The organism is Pseudoalteromonas sp. G5_S1_14_S5 (assembly GCF_054968605.1).
In genome coordinates, this window is the sequence record NZ_JBQKUM010000001.1 from 1 (window position 1) to 19,734 (window position 19,734).

The 19,734-nt window shown below is 44.9% G+C and carries 17 protein-coding genes; 15 read left to right on the forward strand and 2 right to left on the reverse strand.

All coding sequences use genetic code 11. The features are described 5' to 3' along the window. Positions 1-155 precede the first annotated feature (155 nt). The gene (locus tag ACTRWI_RS00005) at positions 156-1,202 is read left to right on the forward strand and encodes a lactonase family protein (protein ID WP_499128224.1); all 1,047 of its coding nucleotides are present in this window, start codon (positions 156-158) and stop codon (positions 1,200-1,202) included. 68 nt (positions 1,203-1,270) lie between these two features. Here ACTRWI_RS00005 and ACTRWI_RS00010 read toward each other — a convergent pair whose 3' ends face one another. Then, complete coding sequence (locus tag ACTRWI_RS00010; protein WP_499128226.1) at positions 1,271-2,446, reverse strand: 2-octaprenyl-3-methyl-6-methoxy-1,4-benzoquinol hydroxylase; 1,176 nt, start codon at positions 2,444-2,446, stop codon at positions 1,271-1,273. A 306-nt stretch (positions 2,447-2,752) separates the two neighbouring features. Here ACTRWI_RS00010 and miaB point away from each other — a divergent pair, with 306 nt between their 5' ends. The 5 genes from miaB (at position 2,753) to lnt (ending at position 8,485) form a co-directional block, all read left to right on the forward strand. After that, positions 2,753-4,177, forward strand: a complete 1,425-nt coding sequence (gene miaB, locus ACTRWI_RS00015; protein ID WP_004737649.1) for a tRNA (N6-isopentenyl adenosine(37)-C2)-methylthiotransferase MiaB — start codon at positions 2,753-2,755, stop codon at positions 4,175-4,177. Between the two features lie 165 nt (positions 4,178-4,342). Next, positions 4,343-5,464 carry a PhoH family protein gene (locus ACTRWI_RS00020; RefSeq protein ID WP_499128227.1) on the forward strand — a complete coding sequence of 374 codons (1,122 nt, stop codon included), beginning with the start codon at positions 4,343-4,345 and terminating at the stop codon, positions 5,462-5,464. Then, on the forward strand, positions 5,465-5,926 hold the full coding sequence (ybeY, locus tag ACTRWI_RS00025) for an rRNA maturation RNase YbeY (protein ID WP_499128229.1): 462 nt from the start codon (positions 5,465-5,467) through the stop codon (positions 5,924-5,926). It begins immediately after the preceding gene. 118 nt (positions 5,927-6,044) lie between these two features. Further along, entirely contained in the window at positions 6,045-6,935 is an 891-nt protein-coding gene (gene corC / locus ACTRWI_RS00030) for a CNNM family magnesium/cobalt transport protein CorC (protein ID WP_499128230.1), read from the forward strand. 32 nt (positions 6,936-6,967) lie between these two features. Beyond that, a complete protein-coding gene (gene lnt, locus ACTRWI_RS00035; RefSeq protein WP_499128231.1) occupies positions 6,968-8,485 on the forward strand; it encodes an apolipoprotein N-acyltransferase in 1,518 nt (505 codons plus the stop codon). Positions 8,486-8,553: 68 nt separating this feature from the next. Here the strand turns inward: lnt and ACTRWI_RS00040 are convergent, their stop codons facing one another. Further along, positions 8,554-9,024 (reverse strand): zinc ribbon-containing protein, encoded by a 471-nt coding sequence (locus ACTRWI_RS00040; protein WP_499128233.1) that lies wholly within the window; start codon positions 9,022-9,024, stop codon positions 8,554-8,556. A gap of 262 nt (positions 9,025-9,286) precedes the next feature. On the opposite strand from ACTRWI_RS00040, the gene leuS reads away from it, so the two are divergent. From leuS to ACTRWI_RS00085, 9 genes are all read left to right on the forward strand, one after another. Continuing rightward, entirely contained in the window at positions 9,287-11,863 is a 2,577-nt protein-coding gene (gene leuS / locus ACTRWI_RS00045) for a leucine--tRNA ligase (protein ID WP_499128234.1), read from the forward strand. Positions 11,864-12,028: 165 nt separating this feature from the next. Then, positions 12,029-12,694 (forward strand): LPS-assembly lipoprotein LptE, encoded by a 666-nt coding sequence (locus ACTRWI_RS00050; RefSeq protein ID WP_499128236.1) that lies wholly within the window; start codon positions 12,029-12,031, stop codon positions 12,692-12,694. Further along, a complete protein-coding gene (holA, locus tag ACTRWI_RS00055; RefSeq protein ID WP_499128237.1) occupies positions 12,694-13,719 on the forward strand; it encodes a DNA polymerase III subunit delta in 1,026 nt (341 codons plus the stop codon). Before ACTRWI_RS00050 ends, holA begins: the two co-directional genes overlap by 1 nt. 50 nt (positions 13,720-13,769) lie before the next feature. Then, positions 13,770-14,087, forward strand: coding sequence for a ribosome silencing factor (rsfS, locus tag ACTRWI_RS00060; RefSeq protein ID WP_499128239.1), 318 nt, complete (start codon positions 13,770-13,772; stop codon positions 14,085-14,087). 3 nt (positions 14,088-14,090) lie between these two features. Further along, entirely contained in the window at positions 14,091-14,561 is a 471-nt protein-coding gene (gene rlmH / locus ACTRWI_RS00065; protein ID WP_004737638.1) for a 23S rRNA (pseudouridine(1915)-N(3))-methyltransferase RlmH, read from the forward strand. Positions 14,562-14,567: 6 nt separating this feature from the next. Next, positions 14,568-16,460 (forward strand): penicillin-binding protein 2, encoded by a 1,893-nt coding sequence (gene mrdA / locus ACTRWI_RS00070; protein WP_499128241.1) that lies wholly within the window; start codon positions 14,568-14,570, stop codon positions 16,458-16,460. After that, positions 16,460-17,581 (forward strand): rod shape-determining protein RodA, encoded by a 1,122-nt coding sequence (gene rodA, locus ACTRWI_RS00075; protein WP_499128242.1) that lies wholly within the window; start codon positions 16,460-16,462, stop codon positions 17,579-17,581. Before mrdA ends, rodA begins: the two co-directional genes overlap by 1 nt. 3 nt (positions 17,582-17,584) lie before the next feature. Next, positions 17,585-18,424, forward strand: a complete 840-nt coding sequence (locus tag ACTRWI_RS00080) for a septal ring lytic transglycosylase RlpA family protein (protein WP_499128243.1) — start codon at positions 17,585-17,587, stop codon at positions 18,422-18,424. 93 nt (positions 18,425-18,517) lie between these two features. Further along, positions 18,518-19,699 (forward strand): serine hydrolase, encoded by a 1,182-nt coding sequence (locus ACTRWI_RS00085; protein WP_499128245.1) that lies wholly within the window; start codon positions 18,518-18,520, stop codon positions 19,697-19,699. Positions 19,700-19,734 lie beyond the last annotated feature (35 nt).

Consider the following 19,734-nt stretch of genomic DNA (forward strand, 5'->3'; position numbering starts at 1 on the left):
CAATAAATAGAACCTAGCTTTTTAGCTGGGTTTTGTTTTATCTGGAATATGTAAATCTGATAACCACGTCACCAAGTATTTCTCCCTATTTAATCACTTCATGACTTTTTTATAAGACAATGTCTGCTCCACTTTCGAATTGAGTATGACGCCTTATGAAAAACCTCACTTTAACGATCGGTTGCTACACAGACACTCCCAGTAAAAGCCGAGGCGTACATCAGACTCAGTTAGACTTAGAAAACGGTAAACTATTACCTTTAGAGCTCGTTTCAGAGTGTGCTAACCCATCTTTTGTTGTAGCGACAGAGCGTGGTGTCTATACTGCGTCTGAAGTAGATCAGCCAAAACAACCGCAGCTGATTCATATACCCAGCCCTTACTCAAAGACGGTTAAGAACTCCGACACAATCGCTGGCGAGCACCCTTGCCACATCGCGATTGATCCTAGCCACAAGTTTGCTATTACTTCTCAATACTCATCAGGTTCATTCGATATTTTTAGTTTAAGTATCGATGGCAATATCGATAAACGACTTAAAACAATAACTATGGTGGGTTCAGGGCCTAATAAAGAGCGTCAAACAACGCCACATGCTCATCAATGCCTGTTCTTACAAAACTCACCACAATTTGTCACTATCGACCTTGGCGCTGATCGAATCAACTTCTATTGCTTTGATGAGGAACAGGAAGAGTTTCTAGACGAACCGATGCAATCCATTAAAGTCCCCGCAGGCAATGGACCTCGTCATCTCGTCTTCAATAAGGATGAAGACAAGGCCTATGTGATCTGTGAGCTCTCTGAAACGATACTGATGATGGAGAAAACTTTTGGGAACTGGAGTATTGTCGAAGAGATCGACGCGCTGCCAAATATGGAAAAAGGAGAGGCTACCGCTGCAATAAAACTATCACCGGATGAGCAATTCCTCTATGTCTCTTGTCGACATCAATCAATGATCAGTTGCTTCAGAATCGAGCCAACAACGAAAATGCCTATTTTTATTGATAGCTATAATACCGAAGGCAATTTCCCTCGTGATTTTCATATTACTCATGACGGTGAATGGCTTATCGTCGCAAACCAGCACTCGAATAACATCACGTCATTCAAACGAAATACTGAAGACGGCTCTCTGGTTTACACGGGGTATTCATTAGAATTAGATGCGCCTGTTTGTGTGACACAGCAGCGATAGAGCTCATCGAATACAAAAAAGGAGAGCATTCGCTCTCCTTCTCTTTTTACACAGTCTGAAACACTCAATTAAAGGCCCAAGGCATACTTAAGTACTTGGGCTTTAATTGGCCCTGAGTTCTCTGCTAGCTTGAGTGCAGCATTACGCACAAACTTAAGTGGGCCAATATCATTACTGAACGTCTTATAGAAGAAATCCATACCGCTTTGCATCAATAGGTTGTCACCTCTTCTCATCACCTCATAGCGTCTTGCTACAGAATGATTCAGCTCGCCTTTTTCTTTAGTTAAATCCAATAGCGCTGCAACATCTTTGAAGCCTAAATTCACGCCCTGCCCTGCTAATGGGTTGATCGTGTGTGCCGAGTCTCCAACCAGAATGCAGTTATTCTTAAAATAGGATTGCGCATGACGTCGAGTAAGAGGGAAAGAACCAGAGTTAAGTACTTTGATGTCCCCTAACTCCGCAGGAAAGTTAGCAAGTACTTCATTGCGAAGCTTGTCTGGACTCATTGCCGACAGTTGCTTAATGCGAGATGGCGAGTCGTACCAAACTAAGGAGCCCTGCCCGACTTCCTGGTCCCCTGAACTAAAAGAGCACAAAGGAAGGAATGAACGCGGGCCGCTCGGCAAAAACTGTTGCCAAGTAATGTCTTGCTGAGAAAGCTCGGTTTCCACATTGATCAGCATACAGTGCTGACGGTAGTCCCAAGCAGTGATACCAATGCCCGCTTGCTGTCTAACCGCGGAATTTGCACCGTCGGCACCAACTACCCACTTCGCTGACAACTCGTTACCAGATTGAAGCTTTACGGTATTAGTTTCGCCAAATTCGATAGAGTCCAACTTTTCGGGACACAGCAGATCTAAGTTGTCATAAGCATCAAACTGTGACCATAATCCCAATTGAATAAGTCGGTTTTCAACAATGTAGCCTAAACGAGGCAAATCAAGTGACGCTGCATCAAATCGAATACGACATTCTGGATGTTCCCACGTTTCTAGGCGCTTGTAAGAACATACTCGCATTGCTGATATGCTCTGCCATGCGCCAAGCTCGTCAAGTAAATCGACTGACGCCTGAGAAATCGCTGATACTCGAATATCCATCGCTTGCAACTCATCAAATGCTTGGGGCGCAAAGCCTTCGATCACAGCAACCTGCACCCCTTGCTTAGCAAAACCAATCGCTGTTGCCGCACCAACCATGCCGCCACCGACGACTACAATATCGTAACTGTTCATATTTTGTACTTATCAGTTTGATTCTTTGACTGTTTTTGATTGTACGTTTTCACAACGAAATTGTAACCAAAAACCTTATTTGAAAAATGGGTTACTCCTTGCTACATCTAATGTTAACGAGAATAAAAACCACTTCCGAAGAGATTTTATCAGACCACTAGTCAGTCGGTTTTGAAACCAGTACAATACGCCGCTTGCCGCTAGGGTGAGCCATAAAATGAATACCTAATTATGGCCATAGACTCCGCGGATAGACACCGGGCGATTTGCTCCCTTAAATTAAACTAACGATCGAGCGAACAAAAAATGAGTAAGAAACTGCTAATTAAAACTTGGGGCTGTCAGATGAACGAATACGATTCATCAAAAATGGCTGACCTGCTAAATGCCGCAAATGGCTATGAGCTAACTGAAGTACCTGAGGAAGCAGATGTACTACTACTGAATACTTGTTCTATCCGTGAAAAAGCGCAAGAAAAAGTATTCCACCAGCTTGGTCGTTGGAAAACGCTAAAAGATAAAAAAGAAGGTGTGGTAATCGGTGTGGGTGGCTGTGTAGCGACTCAAGAAGGCGACCACATTCGTCAACGTGCACCATACGTAGACGTTATCTTTGGTCCTCAAACACTGCACCGTCTTCCAGAGATGATCAAATCTTCTCTATCAAACGAAGCGCCAGTGATGGACATCTCTTTCCCTGAGATCGAAAAGTTCGATAGCCTACCAGAGCCTCGTGCTGAAGGTGCAACGGCATTCGTTTCTATAATGGAAGGCTGTTCTAAGTACTGTACATACTGCGTAGTACCTTATACCCGTGGTGAAGAAGTTAGCCGTCCAATGGACGATGTACTGTTCGAAGTTGCTCAACTTGCAGAGCAAGGTGTACGTGAAGTTAACCTGCTAGGTCAAAACGTAAACGCATACCGTGGTCCAACTCACGAAGGTGATATCTGCACATTCGCAGAGCTGCTTCGTCTTGTTGCTTCTATCGATGGTATCGATCGTATTCGTTTCACAACAAGCCACCCGCTTGAGTTTGGTGATGACATCATCGCAGTGTACGAAGATACGCCAGAGCTTGTGAGCTTCCTTCACCTACCAGTACAAAGTGGTAGTGACCGTATCCTTACGATGATGAAGCGCCCTCATACAGCTATCGAGTACAAGTCGATTATTCGTAAGCTTCGTAAAGCGCGTCCTGACATTCAAATCAGTTCTGACTTTATCGTTGGTTTCCCTGGTGAATCTAACCAAGATTTCCAAGACACGATGAAACTGATCAAAGACGTTGATTTCGATATGAGCTTCAGCTTTATCTTCTCTCCTCGTCCAGGTACACCTGCTGCAGACTACCCATGTGACGTACCAGAGCAAGAGAAGAAAGATCGCTTATACGAACTACAACAAACCGTAAACTCGCAAGCAATGCGTTACTCTCGCTTAATGCTTGGTACTGAGCAACGTGTACTGGTTGAAGGCCCATCGAAGAAAAACCTAATGGAACTTCGCGCACGTACAGAGAACAACCGTGTTGTTAACTTCGAAGGCAACGCCGATCTAATCGGTCAATTTGTTGATGTGAAGATCACTGACGTATTCGCAAACTCTCTACGTGGTGAATTGGTTCGTACAGAGAAGGATATGGACCTTCGTAGCATCATCTCTCCAACGCAGATGATGGCTAACACAAAACGTGAAGATGAGCTGGGTGTGGCAACATTTACGCCATAAGCAAAACATCTAGGTTCAGCAAAAAGCTGACCAACAAAGCTTGAAATTACCTAACTAAGTGACCATCTTAGAAATAGGGAAATCGCCACTAGAAGCCCGGTCCCAATCGGGCTTCTTGCTCTTTGTTTGTTGAAAAGAGTGGGTGGCACAAAATGAGAGGCTAATTTGAGCAATAAAATCGTTACCCTAGAAATCAATCTAGAACCCGCAGATAACCATCGCCTTGCAAGCCTTTGTGGCCCATTCGATGACAATATCAAACACCTGGAGCGCCGTTTAGGTGTCGAGATTAACTACCGCAGCAACTTTTTCACTATAGTTGGCAAGCCTCACACGGCTGCTGCTGCACTCGATATTGTTAAACGCCTTTATGTTGAATCTGCTCCGGTCAAAGGCACGATTCCAGACATCGAGCCAGAACAAATTCACTTGGCTATCAAAGAGTCTGGTGTTTTAGAACAGAATGTAGAGTCTGATATTGAACACGGCAAAGAAGTGTTCATTAAGACCAAGAAAGGCGTAATTAAGCCTCGTACACCAAACCAAGCACAATACCTAATGAACATGGTGACTCATGACATCACCTTTGGTATTGGTCCTGCTGGTACGGGTAAAACATATTTAGCTGTCGCTGCTGCCGTCGACGCATTAGAACGCCAAGAGATCCGTCGTATTCTATTGACGCGCCCTGCTGTTGAAGCGGGTGAGAAGTTAGGTTTCCTGCCTGGTGATTTAAGCCAAAAAGTAGACCCATACTTGCGTCCACTTTACGATGCACTTTTTGAAATGCTAGGCTTTGAACGTGTTGAGAAGCTGATTGAACGTAACGTGATTGAGGTTGCACCTCTTGCGTACATGCGTGGTCGTACACTGAATGACGCGTTTATCATTCTTGATGAGAGCCAAAACACAACTGTTGAACAGATGAAGATGTTCCTAACTCGTATTGGTTTCAACTCGCGCGCGGTAATCACAGGTGATATCACTCAAATCGATTTACCTCGTGGGACAAAATCTGGCTTGCGTCATGCGACCGAGGTTCTAAGTGAAGTCGATGACATCAGCTTTAACTTCTTTATGTCTGAAGACGTGGTGCGTCACCCAGTGGTTGCTCGTATTGTTAACGCTTACGAGAAATGGGAAGCGAAAGACCAAAAAGAGCGTAAAGAGTTTGAAAAGCGTAAACGTGAAGAGCGTGAAGCACAACTTCTTGTGACTCAGCAAGCGGTTACGACACAATTAGCAACACAAAATAGTTCAGTGATTGCAGAACAAGGTGATAAATAGATGTCTATTGAACTAGACCTACAATTAGCGGTCGAAAATGAGCAAGGTCTTCCAACAGAGCAGGACATTCAGATTTGGTTGGACAAGACTATACCTCAGTTTCAAAAGAGCGCTGAGCTTACTATCCGTATCGTAGATACAGAAGAAAGCCACCAGCTAAATCATGAATATCGTGGTAAAGACAAGCCTACTAACGTGCTTTCTTTTCCATTCGAGGCTCCGCCTGGGATCGAGTTAGATCTTCTAGGTGATCTCATTATCTGTCGCCAAGTTGTCGAAAAAGAAGCAGAAGAGCAAAACAAGCCTCTGCTAGCACACTGGGCTCATATGGTTGTACATGGCAGTCTGCATCTGCTAGGTTATGATCATATCGAAGATGATGAAGCTGAAGAGATGGAGTCACTCGAGACAGAAATCATGCAAGCTATGGGGTTTGAAGACCCATATATTCTAGAAAAATAAATCGATTCTAGTTACGTAGATTGCAGAGAAACAATGACTCATCGAACCTGTATTTTTCAGGAATCTGAGTTGTGATGTGTGCTATCACACTTCTGATAGCGTTATTTTTTGAGAAGTCATGAACGAAGGTAACCCCCCCACTTCTGAGGGAAGTAAAAAATCTGAAGGTCCGAGTAGAAAGTCCTTCTTTGAACGCCTAGGCCAACTATTTCAAGGCGAGGTAAAAGACCGCCAAGAGCTCGTAGATGTAATCCGCGACTCAGAAATTAATGACCTAATTGACCACGACACTCGCGACATGCTCGAGGGTGTTATGGAGATTTCAGAGATGCGAGTGCGTGATATCATGCTGCCTCGCTCTCAAATGGTTACAGTAGAACGCACCGATGATTTAGATACATTGATTGCGCTGATTACTGATGCTCAACACTCTCGCTACCCAGTGATAAGTGAAGATAAAGACCATGTTGAAGGCATTCTATTAGCGAAGGACCTACTGAAGTACCTGGGTTCAGACAGTGCCCCATTTGATATCGAACAAGTGATTCGCCCTGCGGTCGTTGTTCCTGAAAGTAAGCGTGTTGATCGCCTGCTTAAGGAGTTCCGTGAAGAGCGTTACCACATGTCTATCGTTGTTGATGAGTTTGGCGGTGTCTCGGGCCTAGTAACCATTGAAGATATCCTCGAAGAAATCGTTGGTGAAATTGAAGACGAGTTCGACGATGAAGAAGAATTGGATATCCGTAAGCTGAGTAAGCATACCTTCTCTATTAAAGCTTTAACCACCATTGAAGAGTTCAACAACACGTTTGATACTGCTTTCAGTGACGATGAAGTGGATACCGTAGGCGGCTTGGTTATGACAGCACTCGGTCATCTGCCAGTTCGTGGCGAAATTGTAGAAATCGAAAACTACCATTTCAAAATAACGTCAGCAGATAATCGTCGCGTGATTCAGCTACAGGTAACCATTCCTGACGAGCAGCCTCTTCCGACTATCGAAGAATAACCACTTCTCTCTAAAGAGATGACAGAAATTAGATGACTAAGACTTTTATTCATCGCCTATTACGGCCGCTTGCGGCCGTTTTTGTTGGCGCTATAACCACCCTCTCATTCGCTCCATACTCAATTTGGCCTCTTGCCATTCTCAGCCCTGTTTTATTACTGCTTTTAGTTCACAATCGCTCTCCTAAAAGCGCGCTTTGGATTGGTTATGCATGGGGCTTAGGTCAGTTCACCACAGGAATCAGCTGGGTATACGTCAGTATTGACGGCTTTGGCGGTATGCCACTAGCTGCCAACCTATTTTTGATGGCACTCCTCGTTGGCTATTTAGCCGTATACTCAGGGCTATTTACTTGGAGCTTAAACAAATTCTTCCCCGCCAATAACTTAAGCCGATTTTTTCTAGCCGCTCCGGCACTATGGTTAATCAGTGATTGGCTACGCGGTTGGGTAATGACTGGCTTCCCATGGCTATGGTTAGGCTACAGCCAGATCGACTCTCCATTGGGCTCTTTCGCACCAATTGGTGGTGTGGAGTTAGTGACTCTTGCGATTATCGTTTCAGCATCCGCGTTTGCTTACGCTGTTATCAACAGAGCCTGGAGCATCGCTGTCATCCCTGCTGTTGTGTTTAGTACTGGCTTTGGTATTCGAAACATCGATTGGGTAACGCCGAATCCTGAAAAAACCACCTCAGTGGTGTTAATTCAAGGTAATGTCGACCAGGACAGCAAATGGCTGCCAAGTCACCGCTGGCCGACCATGATGAAATATACCGATCTCAGCCGAGAAAACTGGGATGCAGATATCATCATCTGGCCAGAAGCCGCGATCCCTGCTTTTGAAGTCGAGATACCCTCTTTTCTGCGTAACTTAGACAGCGCAGCTAAGATGAACAACAGCTCCATCATCACAGGTGTACTGAACCAGTCTGAAGATAAGAAATACTACAACAGTATTCTTTCTCTTGGTGTTAACCCATACGGAGAATACAGCTACGACCCAGATGAACGCTATCATAAACATCACCTACTTCCATTTGGTGAGTTTGTGCCGTTTGAAGACATATTGCGTCCGTTAGCACCGTTTTTTAACTTGCCAATGTCATCGTTCAGCCGTGGCGACTTAATCCAGCAAAACATTGTTGCTAACGGTCGTCACCTAGCGCCAGCTCTATGTTATGAGATCATCTTTAATGATCAAGTAAGACAAAATGTGACGGACGATACAGACTTTATTCTCACGCTCTCAAACGATGCGTGGTTTGGCCGTTCAATTGGTCCACTACAACACATGGAAATCGCTCAAATGCGTGCCCTAGAGCTTGGTAAGCCGCTTATTCGCTCGACTAACAACGGTGTGACAGCGGTGACGGACTACAAAGGTAATATCATCAAGCATATACCCCAGTTTGAAACGGCAGTACTAAAAGCTGAGCTTGTTTCAACAGATGGCCAAACTCCTTACCGCGTGGTCGGTACTTGGCCTTTGTATATTTGGGTGCTACTAAGCTTGGTAATTGGCTGGATTATGAGAAAACCAAAGAGCTAGATTCGACATCAACAAAAAGGGTTGGCCGTTTGGACAACCCTTTTTGTTGATGTCGTATTGGGAGAGATTTACGGCTTCAGTGCTTTGCGACTAAACCCTTTCGAGCCACACTTAATGCACGGTATGATGGTCGTTGGATGGTTGTATTCTGTTTGATGACCACACTCATCACAGACCAGCCTCCCCAAGCCAATCACTTCGCCAGCTTGATACAAGCCTTGATGCTCTAAATCTTGAAATAGCTCAACCCACTCTACTTTAGTGCGATCGGTAATATCTAGAAGCCCCTGCCATATAGAGTCTGCAATCATCAAATAAAATGGACCACTTTTGCTCTCTTCATAGCTCTCAGAAAACTCTTTCAAGTCTGACTTCACGTAAGCCGAGATCAGCGATAGCTCATCTTTAGTCATGTCATTGGCGGCTTTCGCATATTTGCCTGATGTTTCAATTTTGTTGTTGAGCTCTTCAGGACTATGCTTCAGGGTTTCGATAACCTCTTCAACCACCTCTTCATAAAGTGCTTTTTTCTTCGGCATAACAACCTCCTTAAGATAAAGAACGTTATAGTAAGTAAACATAGCGCTACTGTGCACTCTCGCTTACAAACAAATGCAATTCATACTCTTAAGTATAGTTGCCCTGCGAAATTCAGTGAAAATTACGCCATCTACAAGTCAGCAACTGCAAGTATGAAGGGTATAACTATTGTTGTACTAAGCTCCTTTAGGTATTCTATGACGATCTGTAAGATTCTGTTCTAACCGAACTCACAAATTCCAAGATAACCGGATACCATCGATGCAAGAACAATATAACCCGCAAGAGATTGAACAAAAGGTTCAACAACACTGGGATAACAGCGAAACTTTCGTTGTAAGTGAAGACCCAAACAAAGAAAAATTCTACTGTCTCTCTATGTTCCCGTACCCAAGTGGCCGACTGCACATGGGTCACGTGCGTAACTACACCATCGGTGATGTGGTATCTCGTTTCCAACGTCTACAAGGTAAAAACGTAATGCAACCAATCGGTTGGGATGCATTCGGCTTACCTGCAGAAAACGCAGCTGTAAAAAACAACACAGCACCTGCACCATGGACTTACGAAAACATCGAATACATGAAAAACCAGCTTAAGCTTCTTGGCTTTGGTTACGACTGGAATCGTGAATTCGCAACATGTACACCTGAATACTACCGCTGGGAACAAGAGTTCTTCACGAAGCTTTACGAAAAAGGCCTAGTGTACAAGAAGACCTCTTCTGTTAACTGGTGTCCAAACGACCAAACTGTACTAGCAAACGAGCAAGTAGAAGACGGTTGCTGCTGGCGTTGTGATACTCCAGTAGAGCAAAAGAAAATTCCACAGTGGTTCATTAAGATCACTGAATACGCTCAAGAGCTACTAGATGACCTAGACAACCTTGAAGGTTGGCCTGAAATGGTTAAAACCATGCAGCGCAACTGGATCGGTCGCTCTGAAGGTGTTGAGCTATCTTTCGCTGTTAACGGTGAAGAAACGCCACTAGAAGTGTACACGACTCGTCCTGATACGCTGATGGGTGTGTCTTACGTTGGTATCGCTGCAGGTCACCCTCTTGCAGAGAAAGCATCGAAGAACAACCCTGAGCTTGCTGCATTCGTTGAAGAGTGCCGCAACACTAAAGTGGCTGAAGCTGAACTGGCAACGATGGAAAAGAAAGGTATGGATACTGGCCTAACGGCTATCCACCCTCTTAACGGTCGTGTTGTTCCTGTATACGTAGCAAACTTCGTACTTATGGATTACGGCACAGGCGCAGTAATGGCGGTTCCAGCTCACGATCAACGTGACTACGAGTTCGCAACTAAGTACGGCATCGATATCATTCCAGTAATCAAGCCAGAAGATGGTTCTGAGCTAGATGTATCTGAAGCAGCTTACACTGAGAAAGGCGTGCTGTTCGACTCTGGTGAGTTCGATGGTCTTGCTTTCCAAGAAGCATTCGATGCAATTGCTACGAAGCTAGAAGCTGAAGGCAAAGGTAAGAAAACAGTAAACTTCCGTCTACGTGACTGGGGGGTATCTCGTCAGCGTTACTGGGGTGCGCCTATCCCAATGGTAACGACTGAAGATGGTGAAGTTCATCCAGTACCAGCAGACCAGCTACCAGTCATTCTTCCTGAAAATGTGGTAATGGATGGTGTGACTAGCCCAATCAAGGCTGACAAGTCTTGGGCAGAAACAACATTCAACGGCGAACCTGCTCTACGTGAAACAGACACGTTCGATACGTTCATGGAGTCTTCTTGGTACTACGCTCGTTACTGTTCACCACAAGCTGACGACATCCTAGATCCAGAAAAAGCGAACTACTGGCTACCTGTAGACCAGTACATCGGTGGTATTGAGCACGCTTGTATGCACCTATTGTACTCTCGTTTCTTCCATAAACTGCTACGTGACGCTGGTTACGTAACGTCTGACGAACCATTCAAGCAACTACTATGTCAAGGCATGGTACTAGCAGATGCGTTCTACCACGAAAACGAGAAAGGCACTAAAGAGTGGGTTGCTCCTACTGATGTTTCTGTAGAGCGTGACGGTAAAGGCCGTATCACATCTGCGAAAGATAGCCAAGGCCGTGACGTTGCTCACTCAGGCATGATCAAAATGTCTAAGTCGAAAAACAACGGTATCGACCCACAAGAGATGGTAGACAAGTACGGTGCTGACACAGTACGTCTATTCATGATGTTTGCATCACCTGCAGACATGACACTTGAGTGGCAAGAATCTGGTGTTGAAGGGGCAAACCGCTTCCTTAAACGTGTTTGGAAACTGGTTCACGCTCACTCTTCTAAGGGCGCAGCTGAGCCTGTTGACGTTGCAGCACTTTCTGGTGACCAAAAAGCACTTCGTCGTGATGTCCACAAGACTATCTCGAAAGTAACTGACGATATCGGCCGTCGTCAAACGTTCAACACAGCGATCGCTGCGATCATGGAACTGATGAACAAGCTAGCGAAAGCGCCTCAAGAATCAGCACAAGATCGTGCAATCCTTGACGAAGCATTGAAAGCAGTAGTTCGCATGCTTTACCCAATGACTCCTCACATCTCCTACGAAATGTGGATTGCTCTTGGCGAATCGGAGGTTGACTCAGCAACATGGCCAACATTTGACGAGAAAGCACTAGTTGAGGACGAGAAGACCATCGTTGTTATGATCAACGGTAAGCTGCGCGCAAAGCTAACTGTGGCAGCTGATGCAACAGAAGAGCAGGTTCGTGAGCTTGGTCTGAACGATGAGAACGCTAAGAAGTTCCTAGATGGCTTAACGATTCGTAAAGTTATCTTCGTACCAGGTAAGCTTCTAAACATTGTTGCTAACTAATCTTAGTAGACTAAAACGAACTTAATTCGTTTTTTGCAGTCTTTAGACAGGGTAATGACATTGCCCTGTCTACTTATTTAAACGCTTTACTTTCAGTTACTAACATGACTTCAACAAGCTAAAGCCTTTAAATAAGTATTCTACCTTCATGAGAGCCATCAAATAATGCGCCTGATTTCACTATCTTCATTGAAAGTTACTATTGTTGTTCTAACCGTGAGCGTACTCAGTGCCTGTGGTTTTCACCTGCGCGGTGACTACTCGGTACCAGAAGAACTCAGCAAGATCTCGGTAACCAGTTACGACCAATACAGTACGTTCACACGTATGATGAAAGGCCAACTGCGCATGAATGATGTAGAAATTGTGCCACCAACTGAAAATACCCCTAACCTGCACATCATTAGCGAGAGTGTTGGTGAGCGTACACTTTCTTTGTACCAGGATACTCGTGCCGCTGAGAAAGAACTTACGTTCCGTGCTTCATACCGCGTAACTATTCCAGATCTCGGTTCAAAAACCTTCTCAACCAGTGTGACTCGCAGCTACCTAGACAACCCGTTAACGGCTCTTGCAAAATCGGTTGAACGCGACATGATCGAAGATGAAATGCGAAAGCTAGCAACTAGCCAAATCCTTCGTCAGATGGCTCGACTAAAAGCTAATATTGCCGCAGATAGCATGAATCTAGAATCGTTAGAAAACGTTCAAGTAAAAGAGCTTGAGAAGCAATACAACATCAAGAATATTGAGATTGACGACGTTAAATCGAACCAAACACAGATGAACAGCCAGAGCTCAGCGAATCTGCTCAATAATAGGTTTATTTGATGCGTATTTTTGCTGACCGCTTACCTGAACAACTTGCTAAGCAGCTGAGTAACGTTTACCTGATTTTTGGTAATGAGCCACTGCTCTTGCAAGAAAGTAGAGAAGCGATTCAAAAAGCGGCTAAACAACAAGGTTTCGAGGAGCGTCACCGCTTTGCGATTGATAACAGTATGGACTGGAATCAAGTCTATGACTGTACTCAAGCGCTAAGCCTGTTTTCTAGCCGACAAATCATTGAGCTTGAGCTGCCAGAGTCAGGCGTGAATGCCGCAATAGCCAAAGAACTGTTGGCTATCTCTGAGCATATCCACAGCGATATATTGCTAATTCTTGTTGGCACCAAACTGACAAAAGCCCAAGAAAACACTAAATGGTTTAAAGCACTCTCTAATCAAGGGCATTGGGTAAGCTGCCTGACACCAGATGTCAGCAGACTACCTCAATTTGTTCAAGCACGCTGTCGCCAAGTCGGATTATCGCCAGATCCTGAAGCTATTCAAATGCTGGCACAATGGCATGAGGGCAACCTGTTTGCACTCACACAAAGCCTCGAAAAGCTGGCGCTTCAGTATCCAGATGGAAAGCTAACCTTAGTACGCTTAGAAGAGTCTCTGAGCCGACACAACCACTTTACTCCATTCCATTGGAGCGATGCCCTATTGGCAGGGAAAGGGAATCGAGCACAGAGAATCCTAAGACAACTCGAAGCTGAAGGTGTCGAACCGGTTATTCTGCTGAGAAGCGTGCAACGAGAGCTTGCGTTGCTACTGCAAATGCAGCAGCAAATGAAACTCATGCCGATCAGTCAGGTTTTCGAAAAGCATCGCATCTGGCAATCGAAAAAGCCGCTTTATAACGCCGCGCTAACAAGAGTTTCAATTTCTCAATTACACTCACTGTTTGCGCTACTTACCCAAGCAGAGTTGATAACCAAAACTCAGTATGAGCAGTCGCCTTGGCCACTAATCCATCAGTTGAGCGTTGAGTTTTGTATCCCTTCAGCTTCAATACCATCTCACACATAAAAGCGTGTTATGATCTTAGTAGAACCAAATTCAGATTTAAGGAACACCCAGTGTTACGTGAAGAACTAAAAAACTTTCTTGCAGACAAAGCTGACGATATGAAAGCAGAATCTATTGTGACCATCGATGTAGAAGGCAAATCAAGTGTGACGGATTACATGATCGTTTGTACTGGTACATCTAAACGCCACGTAGCTTCAATTGCTCAGCATGTTGCTGACGAAGTAAAGAAAGCCGGTCTTGAACCTCTTGGTATGGACGGTCAGCAAGAAGGCGAATGGGTTGTACTAGATATGGGTACAAGCATGCTGCACGTTATGCAAGAAGAGCATCGTGAACTGTACCAACTAGAAAAACTTTGGGGCTAGACGTTGAAGATCCAGTTAATCGCGGTTGGCACCAAAATGCCGAAGTGGGTTGAAGAAGGGTTTAACGAATATAAACGCCGCTTCCCTCATGACATGCCGTTAGAGCTCGTTGAAATCACGGCAGGTAAGCGTGGTAAAAACGCTGATATCGCTCGTATTCTTCAAAAAGAAGGCGAAGCCATGTTGGCAGCAGTGCCAAAAGGCAACCGAATTGTCACTCTAGATATCCCAGGAAGAAAGTGGGACACACCACAACTTGCTGAGCAATTAGAAAGCTGGAAGCTAGATGGACGTGATGTTTCTATACTGATTGGCGGGCCTGAAGGATTAGCACCTGCATGTAAAGCGGCCGCGGACCAAAGTTGGTCTCTGTCTGCGCTTACTCTCCCTCACCCATTAGTACGCGTTATCATGGCTGAAAGCTTGTATCGAGCTTGGAGCATTACTGCTAACCACCCTTATCATCGAGAATAAGCGTTAATGTTACGTAAACGTAGCCAAATCCGTGATTACAAAGCAGAAGCACGACTATTTACTAGTCGTGCTTTTGTTGCGTTTGCAGGCATCATAGTCATGATGTCCTTGTTGGTTAGTAACCTGTACAACATTCAGGTCAACCAATATCAAGACTATAAAACTCGCTCTAACGACAACCGTATTAAGGTAGTGCCAATCGCACCAAACCGCGGTTTGATTTACGATCGACACGGTGTACTTCTTGCCGAGAACCGTCCGGTTTTCGACCTAGAAATCACACCAGAAAAAATTAAAGATATGGACGACACACTTGTACGTCTACAAGAGTTAATTGAGATCCCACCAGAGCGTATTGAACGGTTTAACCTTGAGCGCCGTAATTCACGACGCTTTAAATCAGTGCCCATTCTTAACCAGCTTACAGAAGAACAGGTTGCTGTCTTCTCGGTGAATCAACACAAATTCCCAGGCGTTGAAGTTACAGGTACTTTAAAGCGCTTCTACCCTTACGGTGATGTGCTTACTCACGTTATTGGCTATGTCTCTCGAATCAACGACCGTGATATGCAGCGCTTGGTGCGCGAAGAAAAAGATGCGAATTATCAAGCGACCCGTGATATCGGTAAGCTCGGTATCGAGCGCTATTACGAAGATTTGCTACACGGCATAGCCGGCTACCAAGAAGTTGAAGTCAACAGCCGCGGGCGAGTGATTCGCACGCTCAAATTTGTTCCTTCTGTTCCGGGTAAAGATATTGTACTGAACCTGGATATCAACCTTCAGCTTTACGTTCATAAGCTACTCGATGGTCGTCGTGGTTCTGCAGTTGTATTGGATCCAAAAGATAACGGCGTATTAGCGATGGTTTCAAGCCCGAGCTATGACCCTAATGCGTTCGTACATGGCATTTCCTCTAAAGGTTATAACGCACTGCTTCAGGATAAGAACCGCCCTCTGGTAAACCGAACCACACTTGGCATCTATCCACCAGCATCAACAATCAAACCGTTTATGGCCGTTGCAGCTTTACAAGAAGGTGTCATTACTCCAAATACCACACGTAATGACCCTGGCTATTGGAAGATCCCGAACTCTAAAACTCGACCATTCCGAGATTGGTTACGTTGGGGACACGGTAAAGTCGATATCGTAAAAGCCATCGAGGAGTCGGTGGACACTTTCTTCTACCAGATCGCGTATGACCTAGGTATAGACCGCATATCCAAATGGATGATGATGTTTGGATTTGGCGACTACACAGGCATCGACATTTACGAAGAAAGTAAAGCCAACATGCCAACCCGAGACTGGAAAATGGCCAGACACCGTGTGCCATGGTACCAAGGTGACACAATCCCTGTAGGTATCGGTCAAGGCTACTGGACGGCCACACCGATGCAGATTGCAAAAGCGACCTCTGTACTGGTCAATAAGGGCGAGGTAACAGCACCTCACCTATTACGTGCCACCATTGAAAACGGTCACCCATTCAATGAGCAAGTTATGTCGGACATTGAAACTTACCCGCCACTAACAGGCGTTAAGAAGAAGTACTGGGATATCGCTCAAGAAGGTATGAAGCTGGCTAACCACGGTAAAAAAGGGACAGCAAGACGCTCATTCCAAAATATGTCTTACGTTACCGCAGGTAAGTCAGGTACAGCACAAGTCTTTGGTCTGAAAGAAGATGAAGAGTACAACGCCGATGAAATCGCTGAGCACCTACGTGACCACGCATTGTTTACTGGCTATGCACCGCTTGAAGATCCAGAGGCCGTTGTTACGATTGTTCTAGAAAATGCCGGTGGTGGTTCTTCTAACGGCGCTCCAGTAGTGCGACGAATTCTAGACCACATTATCCTTGCAGAAGATTATCAAAGCGAGCCAATAAAATAATGAAACTTGACCCTTCAACAGGACGAAACAGAGCCTTATTTGAAAGGCTCCATATCGATCTGCCACTATTACTCGGCATTCTAGCTTTAATGGGCTTTGCCTTATTAATCATGTACAGCGCGAGTGGACAGAGCCTAGCGATGATGGATCGCCAGGCGATGCGTATGGCACTGTCTTTGGGCGTAATGATCTTCTTAGCTCAGATATCACCACGTACCTATGAGACTTTAGCCCCAGTGCTATTCGCTGGCGGCGTTATTCTGCTACTAGGCGTACTTTTCTTTGGCGAAGCCTCCAAAGGTGCGCAGCGCTGGCTTAATTTTGGCTTTGTTCGATTCCAGCCCTCAGAGCTCTTAAAACTCGCCGTACCTCTGATGCTGGCGAGGTTTATTGGTAAGCGTTCACTACCACCAACATTCCAAACCTTGGCAATCTCGCTGGTTATGGTATTTGTACCAACCATTCTAATCGCTAAGCAGCCCGATTTAGGCACCTCTATCCTTATCGCGGCATCGGGGATCTTCGTGATATTCCTAGCAGGTATTAGCTGGAAAATCATTGCCAGTGCTGCTGTCGCCTTAGGCGCATTTATCCCAATTCTGTGGTTCTTTTTAATGCGTGAATACCAAAAGGTGCGTGTAAGAACCCTTTTTGATCCTGAATCCGATCCATTAGGTGCAGGTTACCACATCATTCAAAGTAAGATTGCGATAGGTTCAGGCGGTATCTCCGGAAAAGGCTGGCTACAAGGGACTCAGTCTCAACTAGAATTCATTCCTGAGCGCCATACTGACTTCATCTTCGCAGTTATCGCCGAAGAATGGGGCATGATAGGTATCTTGTTCTTACTTGCTATCTATCTGTTTATTATTGGACGTGGTTTGTACCTCGCAAGCCAAGCGCAAACAGCCTTTGGTCGAATGATGGGCGGCAGTATTGTACTGAGCTTCTTCGTTTATATTTTTGTAAATATTGGCATGGTAAGTGGCATTCTACCGGTTGTAGGTGTGCCTCTTCCTTTGGTCAGCTATGGCGGTACCTCTATGGTTACCCTAATGGCTGGTTTTGGTATTTTAATGTCGATTCACACACACAGAAAAGCATTCTCAAAGGCGACCTAATCGATGTCTATTACAAAATTTTCAAAAAAAACATCTTTAGTTGATGAGCTGCCAATTAAAAAAATTGTCTCAATGGTAGGCTTAGCGCTCTTAATCAACGGCTGCGCTTCGCAAAAGCCAAGTGGCCGTTACGATATTGATTCTGATATTGCGCCTGATGCCCCTATCTCGGTCGAGCATTTAGAGGACGCACACCCTCAATACGAACCCTACAGCCTAGGTGGTAACAGTGACTACACTCTGCGCGGTGAAGACTACAAAATCGAAAAGGAAACCGAGGGGTTCACCGAGAAAGGCAAGGCATCTTGGTACGGCAAAAAATTTCATGGTCATTTGACGTCGAATGGTGAGATTTACGATATGTATTCGATGTCAGCGGCACACAAAACATTGCCTATTCCAAGCTATGTAAAAGTCACTAATACCGACAACAACAAAACAACGATTGTGCGTATTAATGATCGCGGTCCATTCCATGAAGGGCGAATCATTGACCTCAGCTATGCGGCAGCTTACAAGCTCGATGTCTTAAGGACTGGCACTGCAAATGTTGAAATTGAAGTAATCAAGGTGGCAATGCCAACTGACGCTAAGAAAAAGGCAGCTTTGCCACAATTTATTATTCAAGTCGCAACATCGCAACATGAAGACAGAACGGAGAAGTTAGCCAAAGGTCTCAGCGAAAAGCTAGCAGTAGCAAGCTTCTTGCAGCCAAATGATGATCAATACCGACTGATGCTTGGGCCATTTCATGACTATGCTCTGACTCAAGAGAAATTAGAACAAGTTAAGCTGATGGGTTACCCTTCTGCTTATATCAAGAAGCACACGCTAACTCGCTAATTAATCTGACAGTAACCTCTGGTACTCAGCGCTCTGGTGTGACAGAGTGATTCTGGTAAGATATGAATAGTTCACCAAATAATTGCATTCAAAATGATTAAATCTAATAAACTTGTTAAAACGATTTTTGCTACTTCTGTTGCGCTTTCAGCAACAATAGCTACATCGTCATTCGCTGCTCCAATTGTTGTTCCTGATGCACCACAAATCGCCGCTAAAGGTTTTGTTCTGATGGATTACCATTCAGGCAAAGTACTAGCAGAGAAAGAGATGAATACTCAACTTTCTCCAGCAAGTTTAACCAAGATGATGACGAGCTACGTAATCGGTCAAGAACTTGAGCGTGGTAACATCAACCTAAACGACGATGTTGTAATCAGTGAAAATGCTTGGGCTAAAAACTTCCCAGATTCATCAAAAATGTTCGTTGAAGTTGGCACAACGGTTAAAGTTGAAGAACTGAACCGCGGTATCATCATTCAATCAGGTAACGATGCTTGTGTTGCAATGGCTGAGCACATTGCTGGCTCAGAAGACGCATTCGTTGACCTAATGAACGCATGGGCAAGCTCTATCGGCATGAAAGACACGCACTTTGCGAACGTGCACGGTCTAGACAACCCGAACCTATACTCAACACCTTACGATATGGCACTGCTTGGTCAGGCGCTAATTCGTGACGTTCCAGATGAGTACCGTATCTACTCACAGAAAAAATTCACATACAACGGCATCACCCAATACAACCGTAATGGTCTGTTGTGGGACAAGAGCATGAACGTTGATGGTATTAAAACAGGCCACACAAGCAATGCCGGTTACAGCCTAGTAAGCTCAGCAACAGAAGGCAAAATGCGCCTAGTTGCGGTTGTGATGGGTACTAAAAATGCCAACGCTCGTAAAACAGAAAGCAAAAAGCTACTTAGCTATGGCTTCCGCTTCTTCGAAACAGTGGCACCACACACCGCAGGTGAAACTTTCGTAGAAGAAAAAATCTGGATGGGTAGCAAAGATACGGTAGCACTGGGGGTTGATGAAGATACCTTCGTAACTCTGCCTCGCGGCCAAGCTAAAGATCTTAAAGCGAGCTTTGTACTTGAGAAAGAGCTAGAAGCGCCAATCAGCAAAGGTGATGTTGTTGGTAAACTTTTCTACCAAGTTGATGGTGAAGACGTTGCGGAATACCCACTACTAGCACTTGAAAACGTAGAGCAAGGCAGCCTATTTAGCCGCCTATGGGATTACCTAGTATTGCTATTCAAAGGTTTATTCTAATTAAGTCCAAGGTTTTGTTCTAAACAAAACCTTGG